The sequence below is a fragment of the Actinoallomurus acaciae genome, assembly GCF_042429965.1.
Lineage (GTDB): Bacteria > Actinomycetota > Actinomycetes > Streptosporangiales > Streptosporangiaceae > Actinoallomurus > Actinoallomurus acaciae.
Genome location: NZ_JBHLZP010000139.1, coordinates 1 through 17,113, shown reverse-complemented (window position 1 = coordinate 17,113; position 17,113 = coordinate 1). Strand labels below are relative to the sequence as shown.

Sequence of the window (17,113 nt, the reverse complement as noted above, 5' to 3'; positions counted from 1 at the left end):
CAGCGTGCCAGGCTGCGCAGGTCGGCCAGGTCGCCGAGGCCCCAGGAGCCCCGCGACCGCACGGAGTACAGCTGCACCATGAACCCCCACGCGCGTGTGCCCGGGCCGGGCGACCGCGGCGGGGCGACCAGCAGCGGGGCACTCGCCGTACGGTCGCCGAGGGAGGCGCGGACGGTGCACTCGCCGAGTGGCGTGTCGGCCGGGAGGCGGTAGAACCCGGCGTCGCCGGACGGGGCGAGGGGGACCTCGCCGCCGTCCGGCGGTTCGACGCGTACGTCCGCGCCCGGGAGGGCGGCCAGCCTCGCTCCGGGGTGGGCGACCAGCGCCGGCGGCAGCAGCCGCGTGCGCCGGTCGCTTGCGAGCCGCTCCAGTTCGGAGCGGACGGCGGCCGGGGAGGAGACGTCCGCGCCCAGTGCGGTCAGCACCGCTCTGATCGTGTCGGGTGGGACGTCGGCCGGCCGCCTTCGCCAGTCGATGTAGGAGGTCTCTACGCCGTACGCGGCGGCCAGTTCGCTGAGGTCGGTCACGATCTCCACGATGCCCCGATGAACCGCCTCGAATCGAGGTTCAGTCCCAGATCGGCGGGTGCCGGTCGGCCCAGGGGCGGGCGGCCTCGAGCTGGGCGGACAGCGAGATGAGGGTGGCCTCGTCGCTCATCCGGCCGACGAGCATCACCCCGATCGGCAGGTCGTCGCCGCTCCAGTGCAGCGGGACGTTGACGGCCGGCTGGCCGGTGATGTTGTAGATCGAGGTGAAGGGCGTGAAGTGCTTCTGCCGTTCGAAGTTCTCGGCCGGATCGACGTCGTCGAAGTGGCCGATCGGCACCGGCGGCTGCGCGAGGGTCGGGTGGAGGATCACGTCGTACCGGTCGGCGACCGGCATCGCGAGGCGTACGGCGAGCTGCAGCGCGCCCTGCGCCGTGAACAGCTCCGGCGCGGTGATCGCGTTGCCGCGTTCGCGCAGGTAGCGGGTGAGCGGCCGCAGGCGCTCCTCGCGGTCCGGCGACACCGGGGTGAGGGTGGCCATCGCCGCCCAGAGCGTCTCGAAGTGCGGCACCAGGTCGGCGTTCCAGGGCATGTCGAGGTCTTCGACCTCGTGGCCCAGCTCGGTGAGCAGCTCGGTGGCGGCCTCGTAGGCGGCCACGCAGTCGGGGTGGATCTCCGCACCGGGCACGGCCGAGGCCATGCTGCGGCCGATGCGCAGCCGGCCGGGCGCGCGGTCGGCGGCCTCGAGGAAGCTGCCCTTCTGCGGCGCGGCGTGATACATGTCACCCGGCTGATTTCCGGCGATGAGGTCGAGCATCAGCGCGGCGTCGCGCACGGAACGGGCGATCGGGCCGTTCGTGGCGAGACCGGCCAGGTCGGGCACGATCGGGCCGTGGCTGACCCGCCCGCGCGTCGGCTTGATGCCGAACAGGCCGCACACGCTGGAGGGAATCCGGATCGACCCGCCGCCGTCGCTGCCCTGGGCGATCGGCGCGAGGCCCGCGGCGACCGCCGCGGCGGCTCCCCCGCTCGACCCGCCGGCGGACCGGGACAGATCCCATGGGGTACGCGCCGGGGGCGCGACGTCGTTCTCGGTATAACAGGGCAGCCCGAATTCCGGGGTATTGGTCTTACCCAGCAGAATCGTGCCCGCCTCACGGAGCGACGTGACGACGTTGTCGTCGGCGAATCCGCGGAAATCGTCGAAGGCGGCCGAGCCGAGCGTCATCGGCACGTCCTTCACCATGTTCAGATCCTTGATGGGCACGGGCACACCCAGCAAAGGCGGCGTGTCGCCCTGCGCGACCGCCTTCTCGGCGGCTTTGGCCTGTTCGCGCGCGATGTCGGCGGTCACCGTCACGAACGCGCCCACCCGATCGCCCAGCCGGTCGATACGGTTCAGGTAGTGTTCGGTGACGTCGACGGGTGAGAGTTCGCGGTCGCGGATCGCGGCGGCCTGCTCGCGCGCGCTGAGGTCATGAATTTGGGTCACAAGTGAAGACGGTACGCCCACCGAAAGTTGCACGGCCAACTTGGGGGATGATGCGAAATCTACCCCTGTCGCACCTGCGCTAATCAACGACTCAGGGGGACAAAACTGTCGACATGGCACGACTAGGCACTTGGCGCGAAGCCTCGTTACCCTTCCCCAAGGAAGATCATGTTCGGTGCCGTCGATCGAGCAGGGAGTGTCGGAAATGGCCCCTGTGGAGCGGGATACGTCCACCCATACCTCCACACGCGAGCAGGATGACGCATCCCAGCGACCGGACGACCGGGAGGCCGGTCAGGGTCGTTCGGGCGGGGAGGAACAGAGCCCGTTCGAACGCCCCAAGCAGGAGACGTACGGCGACATGATCGGTGATCCCCAGGTTCAGAGGTGGATCCGCCGGTCCGTCGCGGCGCTGGCCCTCGGGCTGCTGTTCGCGCTGCTGGTCAATCTTCCGGTCGGTCTCCTGGTCGCCATCGCGGTGGTGGTCGCGGACGTCGTCCTGAAGAACCGCAAGGAGTCGAGCGTCGAGGCCTGGCGCAAGCCGTCCGTCGCCGAGCGCAAGACCGAGCGGCAGCTGCGCGGCATGGAGAAGTCCGGCTATCGCGCCCTGCACGCCCGCGCCGTCCCGCGCGACGACGAGGGCGTCAGCGACGGGCAGATCGACCACCTGGTGATCGGCCCGACCGGCGTGTACGCGGTCGACTCCGAGAAGTGGGACAAGCGGCTGCCGGTGCGCGCGATGTCGCACCGCAAGCTGTTCCTCGGCCCGTTCAACAAGAAGGAGCGCCTCGACGAGGCGCGCTGGGAGTCCGATCAGGCCAGCAAGCTGATCAGCGGTCAGCTCGGCTACGAGGTGCCGGTGCAGCCCTCACTCGCCATCTACGGCCCGGCCATCTCCTGGAAGGTCCTGATGGTCCGCGACGTCGACGTGTACTCCGGCGCTCGCGCCCGCAACTACCTGCGGCGGCGCCCGAAGATCCTCTCCTCGACGGACATCGACCGCATCTACGAGGCCGCCGAGCAGGTGCTTCCCCCGAAGTACCCGTCGGACGACGACTAGGTCAGGCCATCTCGCCTCGATCCGACACCGGCGGTACCTCGACGACGAAGAACAGGAAGCTGGTCCTGGTCGAGAGGTCATGGAAGCCGTCGGGGAACAGTTCACGGGCGGCCGGGTCGGGCTGCGGCTCGCTGATGGCGGAAAGGCGGAAGCCGGCGGTGGCGAAGGCATCGGTCATCGCGTGCAACGGCCTGCGCCAGAACCTCATCGGGACGGACCGCCCGTCGAACGTCCAGTCGAAGGTGTAGCTGGTGGTCGCGAAGTAGTCGGGCCGAGGTTCCCGGATCGTGTAGGCCACGAAAGGGTGGTCCACCGACGCGATCAGCCGGCCGCCCGGTCTGAGCACTCGCCGCAACTCGGCCAGCGTCGGCCCCCAGTCCTCCAGGTAGTGCAGGACCAGCGACGCGACCACGTCGTCGAACGTACCGTCGTCGAACGGCAGAGGGTCTCTCAGGTCGGCCACGTGCAGGGCCGCGTCGTCCCCGAGCCGCCGCCTGGCCAGCGCCAGCATCCCGGCGCTGGCGTCGATGCCGGTGACGACGGCGCCGCGGTCGCGCAGCGCGGCGGACAGCGGGCCCGAGCCGCAGCCGGCGTCCAGGATCCGACGGCCGGTCACGTCCCCGGCGAGGGCCACCATCGCGGGCCGCTCGTAGTACGCGTTGACGAGGTTGTTCTCGGTCTCGGCCGAGTAGCCCTCGGCGAAAGCGTCGTAGTCGTTCACCTGGCGCCGATCCGCGGACCGGGCGAGGCTCTCGGGCACATCGGATGCGCGTTCCATCGTCGCAGCCTAGGCAGTCACATGATCCGCCGGACAGGCTTCAGGTCAGCTTGGTGGTGCCGCCGAGGATCGCGACCAGCGCCGGCTCGCCCTCGCGTACGTCCAGGTCGACGCCCAGGGCGGCCAGCCGTTCGCGCACCCGTACGGGCTCGGGGTGGCTGGCGCCGAACGCCGTCAGCGGCACGACCGGCAGGCGGCGCGCCGGATGCGGCGTCCTCCCCCAGTCGATCAGAAACGGCACGACGGCCTCGTACGGGTAGGTCAGCCGCCAGCGCAGCACCTCGCCGTTCGGCGTGCGGCGTGACAGCGGCTCGATCGGGCCCGGGTCGTAGCCGAGCGTGCGAGAGCGTGCGACGCGCGCCTCGATGTCGGCGGCCCGCACCGCCCAGCCGGCCAGCCGCGGCTCGGCCAGTTCGTCGATGCCGAACGGCCGGGGCCCTTCGGGCTCCGGCTGCTCCGGATCCGGGCCGATGATCTCCAGATAGCGGAGTTCGCCCAGGCCGAGGAGGTGGTTGCGCGTGCCGACGCCGGGATGCGGCCCGCCCTCCACCGGCCGTACGCCGGTCAGCTTGCCGATCTGCCGGACGCTCTCCTCCAGGTCCGGCGTCGCGTAGACGAGATGGTCGAGTGTCATGACCGTCCTAATCGTGCCCGCCATGCAAGACGCACTGTCTCAACTCTGTGCTTCTACCCCGTACGATCGGAGTCTGAGCACAAGGGATGGAGAGGTCATGCCGCCGCTGAGGTCACGAACGGTTACGCACGGCAGGAACATGGCGGGAGCACGGGCGCTGCTGCGGGCCACCGGTGTGGCCCGTGAGGACTTCGGCAAGCCCATCGTCGCCGTCGCCAACAGCTTCACCGAGTTCGTGCCGGGCCACGTACACCTGCGCGAGGTCGGCCAGGTCGTCGCCGCCGCCGTCAAGGAGGCGGGCGGGGTGCCGCGCGAGTTCAACACCATCGCGGTCGACGACGGCATCGCCATGGGGCACGGCGGCATGCTGTACTCCCTCCCGTCCCGCGAGCTCATCGCCGACTCGGTCGAGTACATGGTCAACGCGCACTGCGCGGACGCCCTGATCTGCGTCTCCAACTGCGACAAGATCACACCGGGCATGCTGATCGCGGCCATGCGGCTCAACATCCCCACGGTGTTCGTCTCCGGCGGCCCGATGGAGGCCGGCAAGCCGGTCGAGGGCACCACGAAGCTCGACCTGATCGACCCGATGATCGCCGCCGCGGACGAGTCGGTCTCCGACGACACGCTCGCGCAGATGGAGGAGAACGCCTGCCCGACCTGCGGGTCCTGTTCGGGCATGTTCACCGCCAACTCCATGAACTGCCTGACCGAGGCGATCGGCCTGGCGCTGCCCGGCAACGGCACGATCCTGGCCACGCACGCCGCGCGCAAGGCGCTGTTCGAGGACGCCGGCCGCCGGGTCGTGGAGATCGCCAACCGCTACTACGGCGGTGACGACGACTCGGTGCTGCCGCTGAACATCGCGACCCGCGACGCGTTCGAGAACGCCATGGCGCTCGACGTCGCGATGGGCGGTTCGACCAACACGATCCTGCACCTGCTGGCGGCGGCCCGCGAGGCGGGCGTCGACTTCGGCCTGAAGGAGATCGACGAGCTGTCGCGCCGCGTGCCGTGCGTCTGCAAGGTCGCGCCGGCCACCGCGAAATACCACATCGAGGACGTCCACCGCGCCGGCGGCATCCCGGCCATCCTGGGCGAACTCGACCGCGCCGGCCTGCTCAACCGTACGGTCCACACGATCCACGGCGACTCACTCGGCGCGTTCCTGGACGCCTGGGACGTGCGCTCCGACAGCGTGTCGGCGGAGGCGACGGAGCTGTTCCACGCCGCGCCCGGCGGGGTGCGCACCACCCGGCCGTACAGCCAGAACAACCGGTGGGAGCAGCTCGACCTCGACCGAGCCGAGGGCTGCATCCGCGACGCCGAGCACTCCTACACCAAGGACGGCGGGCTGGCCGTGCTCTACGGCAACCTCGCCGTGGAGGGCGCGGTCGTCAAGACCGCGGGCGTGGAGGAGGCGCTGTGGCACTTCGAGGGCCCGGCGGTGGTGTTCGAGAGCCAGGAGGACGCCGTCGAGGGCATCCTCGGCGACCGGGTCAAGCCGGGTGACGTGGTCGTGATCCGCTACGAGGGACCCAAGGGCGGTCCGGGCATGCAGGAGATGCTCTACCCCACGTCGTTCCTCAAGGGCCGTGGCCTCGGCAAGGCCTGCGCGCTGATCACGGACGGCCGCTTCTCCGGCGGCACGAGCGGCCTGTCGATCGGGCACGCCTCACCGGAGGCCGCGGGCGCCGGCGACATCGCCCTGGTCGAGGACGGCGACCGCATCGTGATCGACATCCCGGGCCGCGAGCTGCGCCTCGACGTGCCGGCCGACGAGCTCCGCACCCGCCGCGAGCGCCTGCTGAAGGACCTGGGCTCCTACCGCCCCCGCGACCGACGCCGCCCGGTGAGCGCGGCGCTCCAGGCCTACGCCGCGATGGCGACCTCCGCCTCCACGGGCGCCGCCCGCGACATCTCCCTCCTCGGCGGCGCGTCCTAGGGAGTCGGCACGCTCCGGTCAGTCGAGCCAGGGGCGGAAGCCGTCGACCGTGATCGTCTTTGCGGCCGGAGTGCTGGAGCTCCAGTCGATGACACGGCTTCCGCCGCCGTTCGGCAGTGTTATCCGGATCTTCGACGGGCGCGCGTGGTGGCCGCTTCCCGTCGCGAAGGTCAGGTCGAACACGGCCTGCCTGTCGGGTCCGACCTCGGTGGTGAGCCCTACGGCGCCCTTGCGGAAGCGGTAGGAGAGCGCCTTACCGTTCTCGTCGAGCAACCCGATCTTCGCGTAGCCGGTCAGCGCGCAGGTCTCATCGCCCTCGGCCGTGACGGACAGCGGCTGGTCCAGCCCGTCGTCCGTCTCGTACGGATGAGCGAACGCGACGGTAAGCCGATCCGCGGTGAATGAGCAGGCGTGCGGCTGCGCGCCCGCCGCGGCCTGCGCCGACGCTGCCATGGCGGCGACTGCGGCTACGGAGGCGGCTCCGGCGACGGCGATCGTCATGCTGGTCTTCACCTGTGAACACTCACTCTCCGATGAGAACGATCCCGCTGTGAACGAGAGGGACGGGGAGGCCGTCCCGTTTAGTCAGACAGCGGCGACACCACAAAGGTTTACTCATCGGAGAAATCCGTCCGAAAGGCGGCGGTCAGGGCCGCCGCCTGAGGATGTTGATGACGATGCAGCCGAAGACCTGATCGCCGTCCTGGTTCACCAGGTCAGCGCGGGTGTGGACGAGACCCCGGTCGGGCTTCGACCGGCTGGTGCGGGCCTCGAGGATCTTGACCCGGAGCGTGAGCGTGTCGCCGGGGCGAACCGGCTTCAGCCACCGCAGCTCGTCGACTCCGGGCCCGCCGAGGCTCGAAGTGTGCGACAGGTAGTGGTCCGCGAACAGCCGCATCATGACCGCCGCCGTCTGCCAGCCACTGGCGATCAGACCGTCGAACGGGCCGTCGGCGGCCGCCGTGGGGTCGACGTGGAAGGGCTGCGGGTCGTACGCCTCGGCGAACCCGATGATGTCGGATTGGCTGAGCGTCGCGGAGCCGTACTCGTACTCCGACCCGGGCACGTAGTCCTCGAAGAATCGGTCGATCCTGGTCCGGTCGAACGCGGTCTGGTCCATGCCGCTGAGGGCCCTCCGTACATCGTGGTCTTCATCCGAGCGATCCCGTAGACAGTGTCTACCCTAACGAAGACGGCCCTTCAGCGCCGGATGGCGCCGGCGAGTTGCATGAGGCCGTAGGAACGGCGACGGACGGACGAGAACCCGGCCGCCGCCAGGCCCTCGGTGAGCTCGCGGGCCCCGAACATGCGGATGCCGGTCGCACCGCTCAGGGCTCCCAGGCCCGGCCCGAGGAGCGGCAGTCCCGGCCGGTGCGTCGTCAGCACCACCAGGCGCCCGCCCGGGCGGAGCACCCTGGCCATGCCCGCGAGGGCCGCCCAGGGGTCCGTGAACAGGTACAGGGCGCCGTAGCAGCACACCGCGTCGAAGGCCGCCTCGGCGAACGGCAGGTTCACCGCGTCGCACCGGACGTAGGCCACCTCCGCCGTCCCCGGGGCGGAGGCGGCCGTGTCGGCCACGGCGCGGCTCAGCATCGTGGCCGACGCGTCGGCGCCGACCACGAGGCCGCCGTCCGTGACGCCCTCGGCCAGCGCCCGGGTCACGTTCCCCGGGCCGCAGGCCACGTCCAGGACGGTCGCGCCCGGTGTCGCGGCCAGGTTCAGCCACGCGCGGGCCAGGGCGTACTCCTGCTCCGTGCTCGGCCCGAGCGGGCCGCCCTTGGCGAGCCCGAAGACCACCGGCCGCCACGCCTGCTCGTAGATCCGTGGCAGCCCGGCGGAGCGCATCAGCCGCTGCGCGACCGTGTCGTGCGTCTCCGACTCATCCGACTCATCCAGCAGGTCCAGATAGCCGCGGGAGACCTCCGGGCGCACCGGGGGCGACGCGAGCAGCTTCAGCACCCGGTCCAGGGCGCCGTCAGAGACCATCGTCGCCGGGGTCCGCCGGCCGGGAGACGATCGTCAGCCCCGTGTAGGCGGCCGTGAAGGACAGCGTGTCCACGGTCAGGTCGACCGAGCGGCTGATCGCGCGGGAGCCGTGACCGACGTCCGCCTCGTTGCGCAGCAGGATCGGCCGCGCGGCGTCCGAGGTCGCATGCTGCAGCGCGGCGCACATCTTCCGCGCGTGCAGTGGGTCGACCCGTGTGTCGCTCTCGAACACCGTGAACAGGGTGGCCGGGTAGGCGACGCCCTCGCGTACGCGGTGGTAGGGCGAGTAGGCGTAGAGCCACTCGAACTGCTCGGGGTCGTCGGCGGAGCCGTACTCCACGTTCCACGTCTGGCCGAGGCCGAACCTCTCGTACCGCACCATGTCCAGCAGCGGCGCGGAGCACACCGCGGCGGCGTACAGGTCCGGTCGCTGGGTGATCGCCGCGCCGACCAGCAGGCCGCCGTTGGAGCCGCCGGAGACGGCCAGCCGGTCCGGGCTGGTCCAGCCGTCGGCGATGAGCTTCTCGGCGGCGGAGTGGAAGTCGTCGAAGACGTTCTGCTTCTTGTCCAGCATGCCGGCCCGGTGCCATTCCTCGCCCTCCTCCGAGCCGCCGCGCAGGTTGGCCACGACGAACACGCCACCGGCCTCCACCCACGCGAGCGTCGTGGCGGAGTACGCCGGGGTCAGCGGGATGTTGAAGCCGCCGTAGCCGTACAGGATCGTCGGGCGCGGCCCGTCGCCGGGGCGTGCGACGACGAGCATCCGCACCTCGGTGCCGTCGTAGGAGGTGTAGGCGACCTGCCGCGTCTCGACGTCGGCGGGCACCTCCACCGCGCCCGGCGCCGACGCCCAGAGGGACAGTTCGCCGGTACGCGCGTCGAAGCGGTGGACCGAGACCGGCGTGGTGTTGTCGGTGTAGACGAACCACGCCTCGTGGCCGCCCTCCGGGCGTTCGCTGATGCCGCCGAGCGTGCCCAGGCCGGGCACCGGGACCTCGCCGATGCGCGCCCCGGTCTCCAGGTCGTGGATCGTGATCTCGCTGAGCGCGTGGCGGGTCCAGCCGGCGAGCAGCACGGGCCGGTCGAGGTCGTCGAGGATCGCGAAGTCGGACAGGACCGCCTCGGGGTCCTCCGGGATCAGGTCGCGCCACGTCTCGTACGACGGCGAGGCCGGGTCCGTCACGCACAGGCGGCTGCGAGGGGCGTCGCGGTCGGTGAAGACGTACGCGCGGCCGTCACGGCCCACGTAGAGGCCGGTCTCCGCGTCGACGCCCTCCTGCACGGCCGTCAGCTCGGGGGCCTCCAGCGGCGAGGTGCGCAGGTCGCAGATCCACAGGTCGTTGCGCGGCGCGGTGCCCTGCGAGGCCGACAGCGTGAGCCAGTTGCCGTCGCGGCTGACCGAGACGCCGTAGTAGTTGGTCTTCTCCAGGCCCGCGCCGAAGATCATCACATCGTCGGTCTCCGGGTCGGTGCCGATCCGGTGCAGGTAGACGCGCCGGTGGTACTGATCTTCGCCGGCGGGCACCTGGTCGGCGGGCAGGCGCCGTACGTAGTAGAAGGCCTCGCCGCCGGGCAGCCACGCGACCGGGGTGTAGCGGCACCGGTCGATCGGCCCCTCCACCCGCTCGCCGGTGGCGATGTCCATGACGTACAGCTTCGACTCCTCATCGCCCCCGTGGGAGAGCTGGTACGCGAGGAGCCGGCCCTCCTTGTCGGGCTGCCAGGAGTCGAGCGTCGTGGTGTGGGTGGAGTCGAGCGCCATCGGGTCGATGAGCGCGCGCTCGGTCCCCTCGGGGTCGACCGTGTAGAGAACGGCGTGCTCCTGCTCGGCCGTACGGCGCATGAAGAACTGCCGCTCGCCGCGCCAGATGGGCGTGCTCACGGTGCCGGCGCCCAGCAGTTCGCGGATGCGCGCGCGCAGGCGGTCGCGGCCGGGCAGCCCGTCCACCTCGCGATGGAACAGCTCGTCCTGTTCCGTCAGCCAGGTCTTGGTCTCCTCGCCGTGGGGGTCCTCCAGCCAGCGGTACGGGTCGGGTACACGGTGGCCGTGGATCTCCTCGACAAGGTCCTCACGACGCGCGGACGGATACGACTCTCGGGTCATGACCAGACTCTACGAGGTCGTCATGCGGGACAGGACCAGGCATGGCGGTTTAATGCCAAATGTTCGACACCAGGCTTTTTGCCGATACCGACCGGGCCGACCTGCTCTTTCCGTGTGCCCGTACGCGGCGGTTCCGCCATGGGCGGACATCGACCGGGGCCTGGGGCGTTCGTGGCCGAATGATGACGGACACCGGTGGCGCCGCAGGGCCCGGCGAGGCCGGGGAGCCGTAGCCTGGGCGTTGCGTGTCGATCGGGGGGTTGGACATGAGGGGTTACATCGCGCTCATCGCGGTTCCGGCGCTGGCCGCCACGGGGGCCGTCCGGCCGGCGTACGCGGCTCCGTCACCGGGGGCCGACGTGCGGATGGAGTACGGGCATCCGGAGATCGCCAAGGACAACTCGGGCGTCACGTGGCACTGGGTGCTCACGAACCAGGGCTCCACGGGCGCCGAGACGGTCGTCGCGACCCACCGGGTCTCGGCCGACCAGAAGATCGTCGGGGCCTCCCAGCCATGCGCCGCGAGCCAGGCGGTGGGCGACATCGTGTGCCGGTTCGACTCGATCAAGCCCGGGGAGAGCCGCACCGGCTGGATCAAGACGGCGGTGGCCGCGACGGGCGGCACGCTGCGCGTCAACGCCCAGGTGACATGGCGCGAGACGCCGGGCATCCTGCCCGGCATCGGCGAGCCCTCCCCGGTGGACGCCGGCGTCTCGGCCATCGGCTCTCAGGGCGTCTCCGCACCGGGCGCGGGCGGCCCGGCAGCCGGTCCGGGCGTTCGTTGATCGATCCAGGATCAAGACCCCTTTACAGCGATTGCGGTCTTATGGGGTAGCGAAATCCGCATCTCAGCGGCCACACTGATTTCAGTTCGAGTATCACCCGTGAGGAGGTCCTCGTGGCGGGTGCGCTGGTGCTGGAGATCGTTAAGCCTCGTCCCGAGGCGCGCTGGAGCGTGCCCCGCGGGGCTGCCGGCGCCTGCGTCCCGGAGGCCGTCTGATGCGACAGGTACTACTCCTCAACGCCACCTACGAACCGCTGACCACGCTGCCCCTGCGACGTGCCGTCTGTCTTGTCCTCCGGGAGAAGGCGGAGATCGTCCACCACGACGTCTCAGGTGCCCGCCTGCACTCGGCGACCGTGGTGGTCGAACTGCCGTCGGTGATCCGGCTGCTCCGCTACGTGCGGATCCCCTACCGACAACGGGTGCCGCTCACCCGGGCGGCTCTCATGAGGCGCGACAACTTCCGCTGCGCCTACTGCGGCCAGCGCGCGGAGACGATCGACCACGTGATCCCCCGGAGCCGCGGCGGAAAGCATCTCTGGGAGAACTGCGTCGCCTCCTGCACCCCCTGCAACCATCGCAAGGCCGACAAGCTGCTGGAGGAGCTGGGCTGGCAGCTTCCGGTCGCGCCCGCCGTCCCCCGCGGCGCCCACTGGCGCCTCATCGGCCTCATCCACGACGGCGACCCCCAGTGGGCGCCCTATGTCCGCGAACCCGCGGCCTGACGGACGACCGGCGCCCGACGTATTCTGGGCGGGTGCCACGCTATGACTACCGCTGCCGCGCGTGCGGCTCCACGTTCGAGCTGAGCCGCCCCATGGCCGAGGCCACCGCCCCGGCCACCTGCCCGGACGGGCACGACGACACCGTCAAGCTGCTGTCCACCGTCGCGGTGACCGGCGGGGCGGCCGCCCCGCCGACGTCCGGCGGCTGCTGCGGAGGCGGCTGCTGCGGCTGACCGCCGAGGTCGGCGAGCGAGCGCGGGTCCGGCGAATCCCACGCGAGACGAACGGGACGTCAGACCCGCCCCAAGCGCTTGCCGAAGTAGACCGTGACCGTCGGGCCGGTGACCCGGCGGTCGAGCTCCTGCCAGCCCGACGAGCGGTACAGCTCCATCGCGACCGGCTGTTTCACCGTCGTGTCCGCCTGTAAGGCGTGGTAGCCCAGCTCCACGGCCCGCTCCTCCAGCACCGTCACCACGGCCGCGCCGTACCCTCGGCCCTGCTGGTCCGGGCGTACCCGTAACCGGACCATCTCCGCGACCCGGTCACTCACCCGCCGGAGGCCCCCGATCGCGGCGATCTCCCCGGCGACCTCGCCGACCAGGAACTCGCCGCCGGCCCGCAGGTAGACGCCCTCCACATCGGCCAGGTCGTCGTCGTAGTACACCCCGTCACCGGGCCGCAGGCCGACCTGGGCCAGGCCCTCTTGGTGAAGGGTGAGAACCGCGGCGTGGTCGGCCGGTGCGTAGCGGCGGATGCGCATCGCGCAGAAGGTCCAGACAGGCGGGTTCACCCGCCGGCGCCTCGGTGCGCCGGCGTCGAGCACGCGTGCCATCGGTCAGGTCTGCTTTTCGCCGGTGACGCTCTTGGTCGGTGCCGTCAGGACCTCGCGGAACTCCTTCGTCTCGCTGGTCTCGCCGTACTTCGCGACGGCGGCCCCCACGAGCTGACGGGCGCGCTGGGCGATGATGTCGGTGAACTGACCCGACGACAGGGCGAGCACGGTCTCCTTGGCCGTGCGCAGCGCCGCCTCCGGCTCGCCCTTCTGCAGCCGGCACGTCGCCCGGTCGAGCCAGATGAGGGTGCGGTCGAGCTCGGACGTGGAGGGATAGAGCGTGAGCGCCCGGCGCAGCGCCTCCTCGGCGTGCGTGTGGTCGCCCATGTTGGTGTAGGTGTCACCGATGTGGAAGGCCAACTGCCGCTCGGTGTAGCCGAACGCCGTGTCGGCCACGTGCTCCTTGCCGAGCTGGCCGAAGACGGCCTGGCCGCGCGCGATGGCGCGTTTGGCGCTGCCGGCGGCGTCGGTACGGCCGCGTTTGACGAGCATGCCGAGCGCGCGGGCCTCGACGATCGGGGCCATGGCGGCGGCGGCGCTCGGCGTGCGGCCGGCGAGGTCCTGGGCGCGCCGGGCCAGGTGCAGCGCCTCGCGCGGGTCTCCGTAGTACATGGGCACCAGCGACTCGCGCACGCTCACCCACGACCGCAGGCTCCGGTCGCCGGTCTCGTCGGCGGCGGTACGCGCCGTACGGAAGAACGAGCGGGACAGGCGGTGGTCGCCGAGATTGATCATCAGGGCGCCGGCCAACCCGGACAGCTGGGCGGCGAGCCGGCAGAGGCGCTCTTGGAGCTCGATGGGCTGCCGCTGCTCGCACATGCGGCGTACTTCGCTGAAGTCGAGCAGGACGTCGCAGAGCAGGCGCAGCGGCGGCGTCGAGGTGTACTGCTTGCCGTACCCGAGCGCGGTCTCCTCCCACTGGTCGAGCATCGTCGGGGAGACCGACGCGTTGACCAGGGTGTCGTCCATCTTGCGGCGGACACCGTCCACCGCGCCCAGGATCTGGCCATCGAGCGCCACGCCCGCCCCGGCCAGGATCTGCAGAAGGGTTCGCCGAAGCACTGTCTCCTCCTCCTCTCCGGCGCCGCCGCAGGGGTCCTCGGCGCGGTACTGGACCCCGGTGATGAGCGGCACGGAGAACGGTTGTCGTGATGTCGTCCGGTCACGGTCGATGAGTAGCGTGTCGGGTTGGAGCACGACGCCGGGCTCGGGGAGACGGGCATGGGGGCGTCCGCAGACGCAAGGCCCCGGTAACCCGAGGTCGGTGGGCTCGGCGTGGTAGACGCGGCAAAGATCGTGCAGGTAGGCGGGGCCCGGCCGCTTGTAGCCGCTCTCGTACGCGGACAGGAGCGTCTCGCCCAGTTTGGGCGCCGGCCGGCCGTCGAGTTCGTACAGCGCACGGACCTGGGCCACGACGTCGGAGAGCGCGATGCCGTGGGCCAGGCGATGCGCCTTGATCTGGCTGGTGCCGTGGATCGGCGCGCAGACCTCGTAGATCTCCTGGGCGATCTGCGGAGGCGCGTGGCCGAGCGCGAGCCCGCGGGCACGGATCTGGCGGGCCAGATCCGCCTCTTTTCTCGGCGGCCCGGGTGTGTCGGGTTGTGTCATCTCCGGCCTCCTCGGGGGGAAGGAGCCGACCGGCTTTGTATGGGAAGGGAGACAACGAGCGTACGCAGCGTAACGCCAGCGTCGCCGTACGCCAACTAGATCACCGTGAAATTGCATGAGATGGGTCGCATCCTCGTGTCGGCGTCACAACTTCCTCATGCATCGGTGGAGGATCATTCCGCCCCGTCAGATGATCGTGCGCCGGACGCCTCCGGCGTTCCTTGACCCTCCCTGACGACCTTGCGATTCTCGCTGCGCGTAGCCGATCGCGTCCACAACGTGAAGGGAAGTCACGGTGATGCCGGATGAACGCCGGGTCGGATACCTCGAAGGCCTGGTACGCGAGTTAGCCGACCGAGGCCTGGTCGCGAAAGTGGTCCGTTCCCGTTCCGGACCGGCCTTCTGCCGGGTGGTCAACCCGGAGGCCGCGAGCCTGTCGGAGAACGTCATGTGCGCGCCGGCGCCCGGCACCGCGGACCAGCCCCCCTGGTACTTCTGGTGGTCCTGGGGGGAGCCGCTGCACGTTGTCGACGACCCGCACGGCGCGGCGGTGAAGGTGGCGCGGGTGCTGGAGTCGCGGCCCGGCTAGGGGGCCTTCGGACGCACGTTCGAGGGGGGAACGCGTCCCGCGGGACCGTGACCGGTGGCGCGGACTGACCGGTCCCGCGGGGCCCGTCCAGGGCGGGCGGCCCCGCTCCCCCGGGCACGAGAAGGCCGACCCCGGCACGTGTCCGGGCATGAGATGGCACACACCCGTACCGGCCGTCCGGGTCGTCCCGTTCGCTTAACATCGGAGACGCTCGCAGGCTAGGCGGTCCCGAGGACCGACCGGGGAGGGTCTTTCTGTGCTCGCGTCTTCCGCTGTCCCCATGATCTTTTTTGCGGACCAGGGCAACGCCGGGAGCTACTGCCGGAAGCCGATCACCACGGCCTGCCGGCTGACCTGGAACGTCAGCCACAACGGCGATGTCACCAGCACGTACAGCAACTGGATCGACACGCCCCTCACGGTCGCGCTGAAGATCGTCATTTCGATCGTCATCGCGATGCTCCTGCGCCGCGTCGTGAACCGGCTGATCACACGGATCACGATCCGGATGGCCGAGGGCACGATGCCCGAGCGCCTGCGCGAACGCACCCGCACCGTCTTCGACGGCAGCCCGGTGCTGATCAGCGAACGCCGCAGGCAGCGCGCGGAGACGATGGGCTCGGTGCTGCGCAGCATCGCCTCGATCATCATCCTCGGCAGCGCCGCGATCAACATCCTCCGCTACCTGCACCTGGACGTGACGCCGTTCCTCGCGAGCGCGAGCATCATCGGCGTCGCCGTGGCCTTCGGCGCGCAGAACCTCGTCAAGGACTTCCTCACCGGCATGTTCATGCTCCTTGAGGACCAGTACGGCGTCGGCGACGTGATCGACGTGGGCTCGGCCAAGGGCACGGTCGAGGCGGTGACGCTGCGCACGACACGGCTGCGCGACGTCAACGGCGTCGTCTGGTACATCCCGAACGGCGAGATCAAACGGATCGGGAACGAGTCGCAGAACTGGGCCCGCGTCGTGCTCGACGTGCCGGTGGAGTACGACGTCGACCTGGACAAGGTCCGCACGCTCCTGGCCGAGACCGCGGGCGCGATGGCGATCGACCCGCCCTGGGACGAGATCATCGTGGACGACCCGACGGTCTGGGGAGTCCAGGCGCTGTCCGGCGAGGCCGTGGTCATGCGCGTCGTGTGCAAGACGGCGCCGGGCAAGCAGTCGGACGTCGCCCGTGAGCTGCGCGAACGCGTGAAGAAGGCGTTCGACTCGGCCGGGGTGAACATGGCCACCTTCAGCGCCGCGTAGGGTGGGGCACGCCATGGCAGATGAAGTCACGTTCTACGAGGCCGTCGGCGGCGAGGAGACCTTCCGCCGGCTCGTCCACCGCTTCTACGAGGGTGTCGCGGCCGACCCGATCCTCCGCCCGCTGTACCCCGAAGAGGATCTCGGCCCGGCCGAGGAACGCCTGCGGCTGTTCCTGATCCAGTACTGGGGCGGTCCCCGCACGTACGGCGAACGGCGCGGCCACCCACGGCTGCGGATGCGGCATGCGCCGTTCCCGATCGGCGGCGCCGAGCACGACGCCTGGCTGGCGCACATGCGCGACGCGGTCGACGAGATCGCCCTCCCGGAGCCGCTGGAGAAGATGCTCTGGGACTACCTCGTCATGGCCGCCAACAGCATGATCAACAAGCTGGACTGAGAGTTCAGGAGCGGCCGAGGCTGGGTTCGGTCTCGGCGGCGGGTTTTCCCGTGCCGAGACGCCCGGGGACCAACAGGGCGGCGACCAGCGGGAACGCCACCGCGGTCGCGAACGCCGTGCCGTACGCCGTGCCGGAGACGAGCGCGCCGAGCACCGGCGGGGTGGCGGCGGCCAGCAGGTTCTGACCGGTGTTCTGGATGCCGAGCGCGCGCCCGGCCCAGGAGCGCCCGGCGTACTCCGCCACCGCGGTGAAGGCGAGCCCGTTCGTGGTCACCGTGAGCACGGCGGCGGCGAGCAGCGCGACGGTGGCGGCGGACGAGCCGGACAGCGCTCCCACCGCCAGCACGAGCACGATGACGCCGATCGCCACGGCGAGCGTCCGCATGGGCCGTACGCGGTCGCCCACCCGGTCCGACCAGTGGCCGACGGCGAGCCG

18 protein-coding genes and 1 pseudogene are annotated in these 17,113 nt (G+C 70.7%); 8 read left to right on the top strand and 11 right to left on the bottom strand.

Features of this window, described 5'->3' with window-relative positions:
• Positions 1–527, bottom strand: a pseudogene (locus tag ACFFNX_RS19960) (4-alpha-glucanotransferase); the annotation flags it as partial.
• 40 nt (positions 528–567) lie between these two features.
• Positions 568–1,977 carry an amidase gene (locus tag ACFFNX_RS19955; protein WP_378204101.1) on the bottom strand — a complete coding sequence of 470 codons (1,410 nt, stop codon included), beginning with the start codon at positions 1,975–1,977 and terminating at the stop codon, positions 568–570.
• Positions 1,978–2,182: 205 nt separating this feature from the next.
• On the opposite strand from ACFFNX_RS19955, the gene ACFFNX_RS19950 reads away from it, so the two are divergent.
• Positions 2,183–3,037, top strand: coding sequence for a nuclease-related domain-containing protein (locus tag ACFFNX_RS19950; RefSeq protein ID WP_378204097.1), 855 nt, complete (start codon positions 2,183–2,185; stop codon positions 3,035–3,037).
• 1 nt (position 3,038) lies between these two features.
• On the opposite strand, the gene ACFFNX_RS19945 is transcribed toward ACFFNX_RS19950, so the two are convergent.
• Together ACFFNX_RS19945 and ACFFNX_RS19940 are read right to left on the bottom strand one after the other, a co-directional pair.
• Positions 3,039–3,815 (bottom strand): class I SAM-dependent methyltransferase, encoded by a 777-nt coding sequence (locus tag ACFFNX_RS19945; protein WP_378204094.1) that lies wholly within the window; start codon positions 3,813–3,815, stop codon positions 3,039–3,041.
• 40 nt (positions 3,816–3,855) lie between these two features.
• Positions 3,856–4,449 (bottom strand): VOC family protein, encoded by a 594-nt coding sequence (locus tag ACFFNX_RS19940; RefSeq protein ID WP_378204091.1) that lies wholly within the window; start codon positions 4,447–4,449, stop codon positions 3,856–3,858.
• Between the two features lie 97 nt (positions 4,450–4,546).
• Here ACFFNX_RS19940 and ilvD point away from each other — a divergent pair, with 97 nt between their 5' ends.
• The gene (gene ilvD / locus ACFFNX_RS19935; protein ID WP_378204088.1) at positions 4,547–6,397 is read left to right on the top strand and encodes a dihydroxy-acid dehydratase; all 1,851 of its coding nucleotides are present in this window, start codon (positions 4,547–4,549) and stop codon (positions 6,395–6,397) included.
• Between the two features lie 18 nt (positions 6,398–6,415).
• Here the strand turns inward: ilvD and ACFFNX_RS19930 are convergent, their stop codons facing one another.
• The 4 genes from ACFFNX_RS19930 to ACFFNX_RS19915 form a co-directional block, all read right to left on the bottom strand.
• The gene (locus tag ACFFNX_RS19930; RefSeq protein WP_378204085.1) at positions 6,416–6,910 is read right to left on the bottom strand and encodes a DUF4232 domain-containing protein; all 495 of its coding nucleotides are present in this window, start codon (positions 6,908–6,910) and stop codon (positions 6,416–6,418) included.
• Positions 6,911–7,043: 133 nt separating this feature from the next.
• Positions 7,044–7,517 (bottom strand): MaoC family dehydratase, encoded by a 474-nt coding sequence (locus tag ACFFNX_RS19925; RefSeq protein WP_378204083.1) that lies wholly within the window; start codon positions 7,515–7,517, stop codon positions 7,044–7,046.
• 80 nt (positions 7,518–7,597) lie between these two features.
• On the bottom strand, positions 7,598–8,383 hold the full coding sequence (locus tag ACFFNX_RS19920) for a class I SAM-dependent methyltransferase (protein ID WP_378204080.1): 786 nt from the start codon (positions 8,381–8,383) through the stop codon (positions 7,598–7,600).
• A complete protein-coding gene (locus ACFFNX_RS19915) occupies positions 8,373–10,487 on the bottom strand; it encodes a prolyl oligopeptidase family serine peptidase (protein WP_378204077.1) in 2,115 nt (704 codons plus the stop codon). Before ACFFNX_RS19915 ends, ACFFNX_RS19920 begins: the two co-directional genes overlap by 11 nt.
• A 266-nt stretch (positions 10,488–10,753) precedes the next feature.
• Here ACFFNX_RS19915 and ACFFNX_RS19910 point away from each other — a divergent pair, with 266 nt between their 5' ends.
• From ACFFNX_RS19910 to ACFFNX_RS19900, 3 genes are all read left to right on the top strand, one after another.
• On the top strand, positions 10,754–11,272 hold the full coding sequence (locus ACFFNX_RS19910) for a hypothetical protein (protein ID WP_378204074.1): 519 nt from the start codon (positions 10,754–10,756) through the stop codon (positions 11,270–11,272).
• Positions 11,273–11,486: 214 nt separating this feature from the next.
• On the top strand, positions 11,487–11,996 hold the full coding sequence (locus ACFFNX_RS19905) for an HNH endonuclease (protein ID WP_378204071.1): 510 nt from the start codon (positions 11,487–11,489) through the stop codon (positions 11,994–11,996).
• 32 nt (positions 11,997–12,028) lie between these two features.
• Positions 12,029–12,229 carry an FmdB family zinc ribbon protein gene (locus tag ACFFNX_RS19900; RefSeq protein ID WP_378204068.1) on the top strand — a complete coding sequence of 67 codons (201 nt, stop codon included), beginning with the start codon at positions 12,029–12,031 and terminating at the stop codon, positions 12,227–12,229.
• Between the two features lie 59 nt (positions 12,230–12,288).
• On the opposite strand, the gene ACFFNX_RS19895 is transcribed toward ACFFNX_RS19900, so the two are convergent.
• Positions 12,289–12,786: a GNAT family N-acetyltransferase gene (locus tag ACFFNX_RS19895; RefSeq protein ID WP_378204065.1), complete on the bottom strand. Its 498-nt coding sequence runs from the start codon at positions 12,784–12,786 to the stop codon at positions 12,289–12,291.
• A 45-nt stretch (positions 12,787–12,831) separates the two neighbouring features.
• The gene (locus ACFFNX_RS19890; protein ID WP_378204062.1) at positions 12,832–14,436 is read right to left on the bottom strand and encodes an NsdA family TPR-like regulatory protein; all 1,605 of its coding nucleotides are present in this window, start codon (positions 14,434–14,436) and stop codon (positions 12,832–12,834) included.
• Between the two features lie 298 nt (positions 14,437–14,734).
• Here ACFFNX_RS19890 and ACFFNX_RS19885 point away from each other — a divergent pair, with 298 nt between their 5' ends.
• The 3 genes from ACFFNX_RS19885 (at position 14,735) to ACFFNX_RS19875 (ending at position 16,677) form a co-directional block, all read left to right on the top strand.
• Positions 14,735–15,025, top strand: coding sequence for a hypothetical protein (locus tag ACFFNX_RS19885; protein WP_378204059.1), 291 nt, complete (start codon positions 14,735–14,737; stop codon positions 15,023–15,025).
• A 280-nt stretch (positions 15,026–15,305) separates the two neighbouring features.
• On the top strand, positions 15,306–16,280 hold the full coding sequence (locus tag ACFFNX_RS19880) for a mechanosensitive ion channel family protein (RefSeq protein WP_378204056.1): 975 nt from the start codon (positions 15,306–15,308) through the stop codon (positions 16,278–16,280).
• Positions 16,281–16,293: 13 nt separating this feature from the next.
• The gene (locus ACFFNX_RS19875; protein ID WP_378204054.1) at positions 16,294–16,677 is read left to right on the top strand and encodes a globin; all 384 of its coding nucleotides are present in this window, start codon (positions 16,294–16,296) and stop codon (positions 16,675–16,677) included.
• Positions 16,678–16,681: 4 nt separating this feature from the next.
• Here the strand turns inward: ACFFNX_RS19875 and ACFFNX_RS19870 are convergent.
• Positions 16,682–17,113, bottom strand: a 432-nt coding sequence (locus ACFFNX_RS19870; RefSeq protein WP_378204051.1) for an MFS transporter, incomplete at its 5' end; no start/stop codon positions are given.

Bases quoted from the DNA above. Each gene is read 5' to 3' on its own strand.
- ACFFNX_RS19910 (WP_378204074.1), top strand. From the start codon at position 10,754: ATGAGGGGTTACATCGCGCTCATCGCGGTTCCGGCGCTGGCCGCCACG.
- ACFFNX_RS19885 (WP_378204059.1), top strand. From the start codon at position 14,735: ATGCCGGATGAACGCCGGGTCGGATACCTCGAAGGCCTGGTACGCGAG.
- ACFFNX_RS19890 (WP_378204062.1), bottom strand. From the start codon at position 14,436: ATGACACAACCCGACACACCCGGGCCGCCGAGAAAAGAGGCGGATCTG.
- ACFFNX_RS19920 (WP_378204080.1), bottom strand. From the start codon at position 8,383: ATGGTCTCTGACGGCGCCCTGGACCGGGTGCTGAAGCTGCTCGCGTCG.
- ilvD (WP_378204088.1), top strand. From the start codon at position 4,547: ATGCCGCCGCTGAGGTCACGAACGGTTACGCACGGCAGGAACATGGCG.
- ACFFNX_RS19945 (WP_378204094.1), bottom strand. From the start codon at position 3,815: ATGGAACGCGCATCCGATGTGCCCGAGAGCCTCGCCCGGTCCGCGGAT.
- ACFFNX_RS19915 (WP_378204077.1), bottom strand. From the start codon at position 10,487: ATGACCCGAGAGTCGTATCCGTCCGCGCGTCGTGAGGACCTTGTCGAG.
- ACFFNX_RS19950 (WP_378204097.1), top strand. From the start codon at position 2,183: ATGGCCCCTGTGGAGCGGGATACGTCCACCCATACCTCCACACGCGAG.
- ACFFNX_RS19905 (WP_378204071.1), top strand. From the start codon at position 11,487: ATGCGACAGGTACTACTCCTCAACGCCACCTACGAACCGCTGACCACG.
- ACFFNX_RS19925 (WP_378204083.1), bottom strand. From the start codon at position 7,517: ATGGACCAGACCGCGTTCGACCGGACCAGGATCGACCGATTCTTCGAG.
- ACFFNX_RS19875 (WP_378204054.1), top strand. From the start codon at position 16,294: ATGGCAGATGAAGTCACGTTCTACGAGGCCGTCGGCGGCGAGGAGACC.
- ACFFNX_RS19880 (WP_378204056.1), top strand. From the start codon at position 15,306: ATGATCTTTTTTGCGGACCAGGGCAACGCCGGGAGCTACTGCCGGAAG.
- ACFFNX_RS19940 (WP_378204091.1), bottom strand. From the start codon at position 4,449: ATGACACTCGACCATCTCGTCTACGCGACGCCGGACCTGGAGGAGAGC.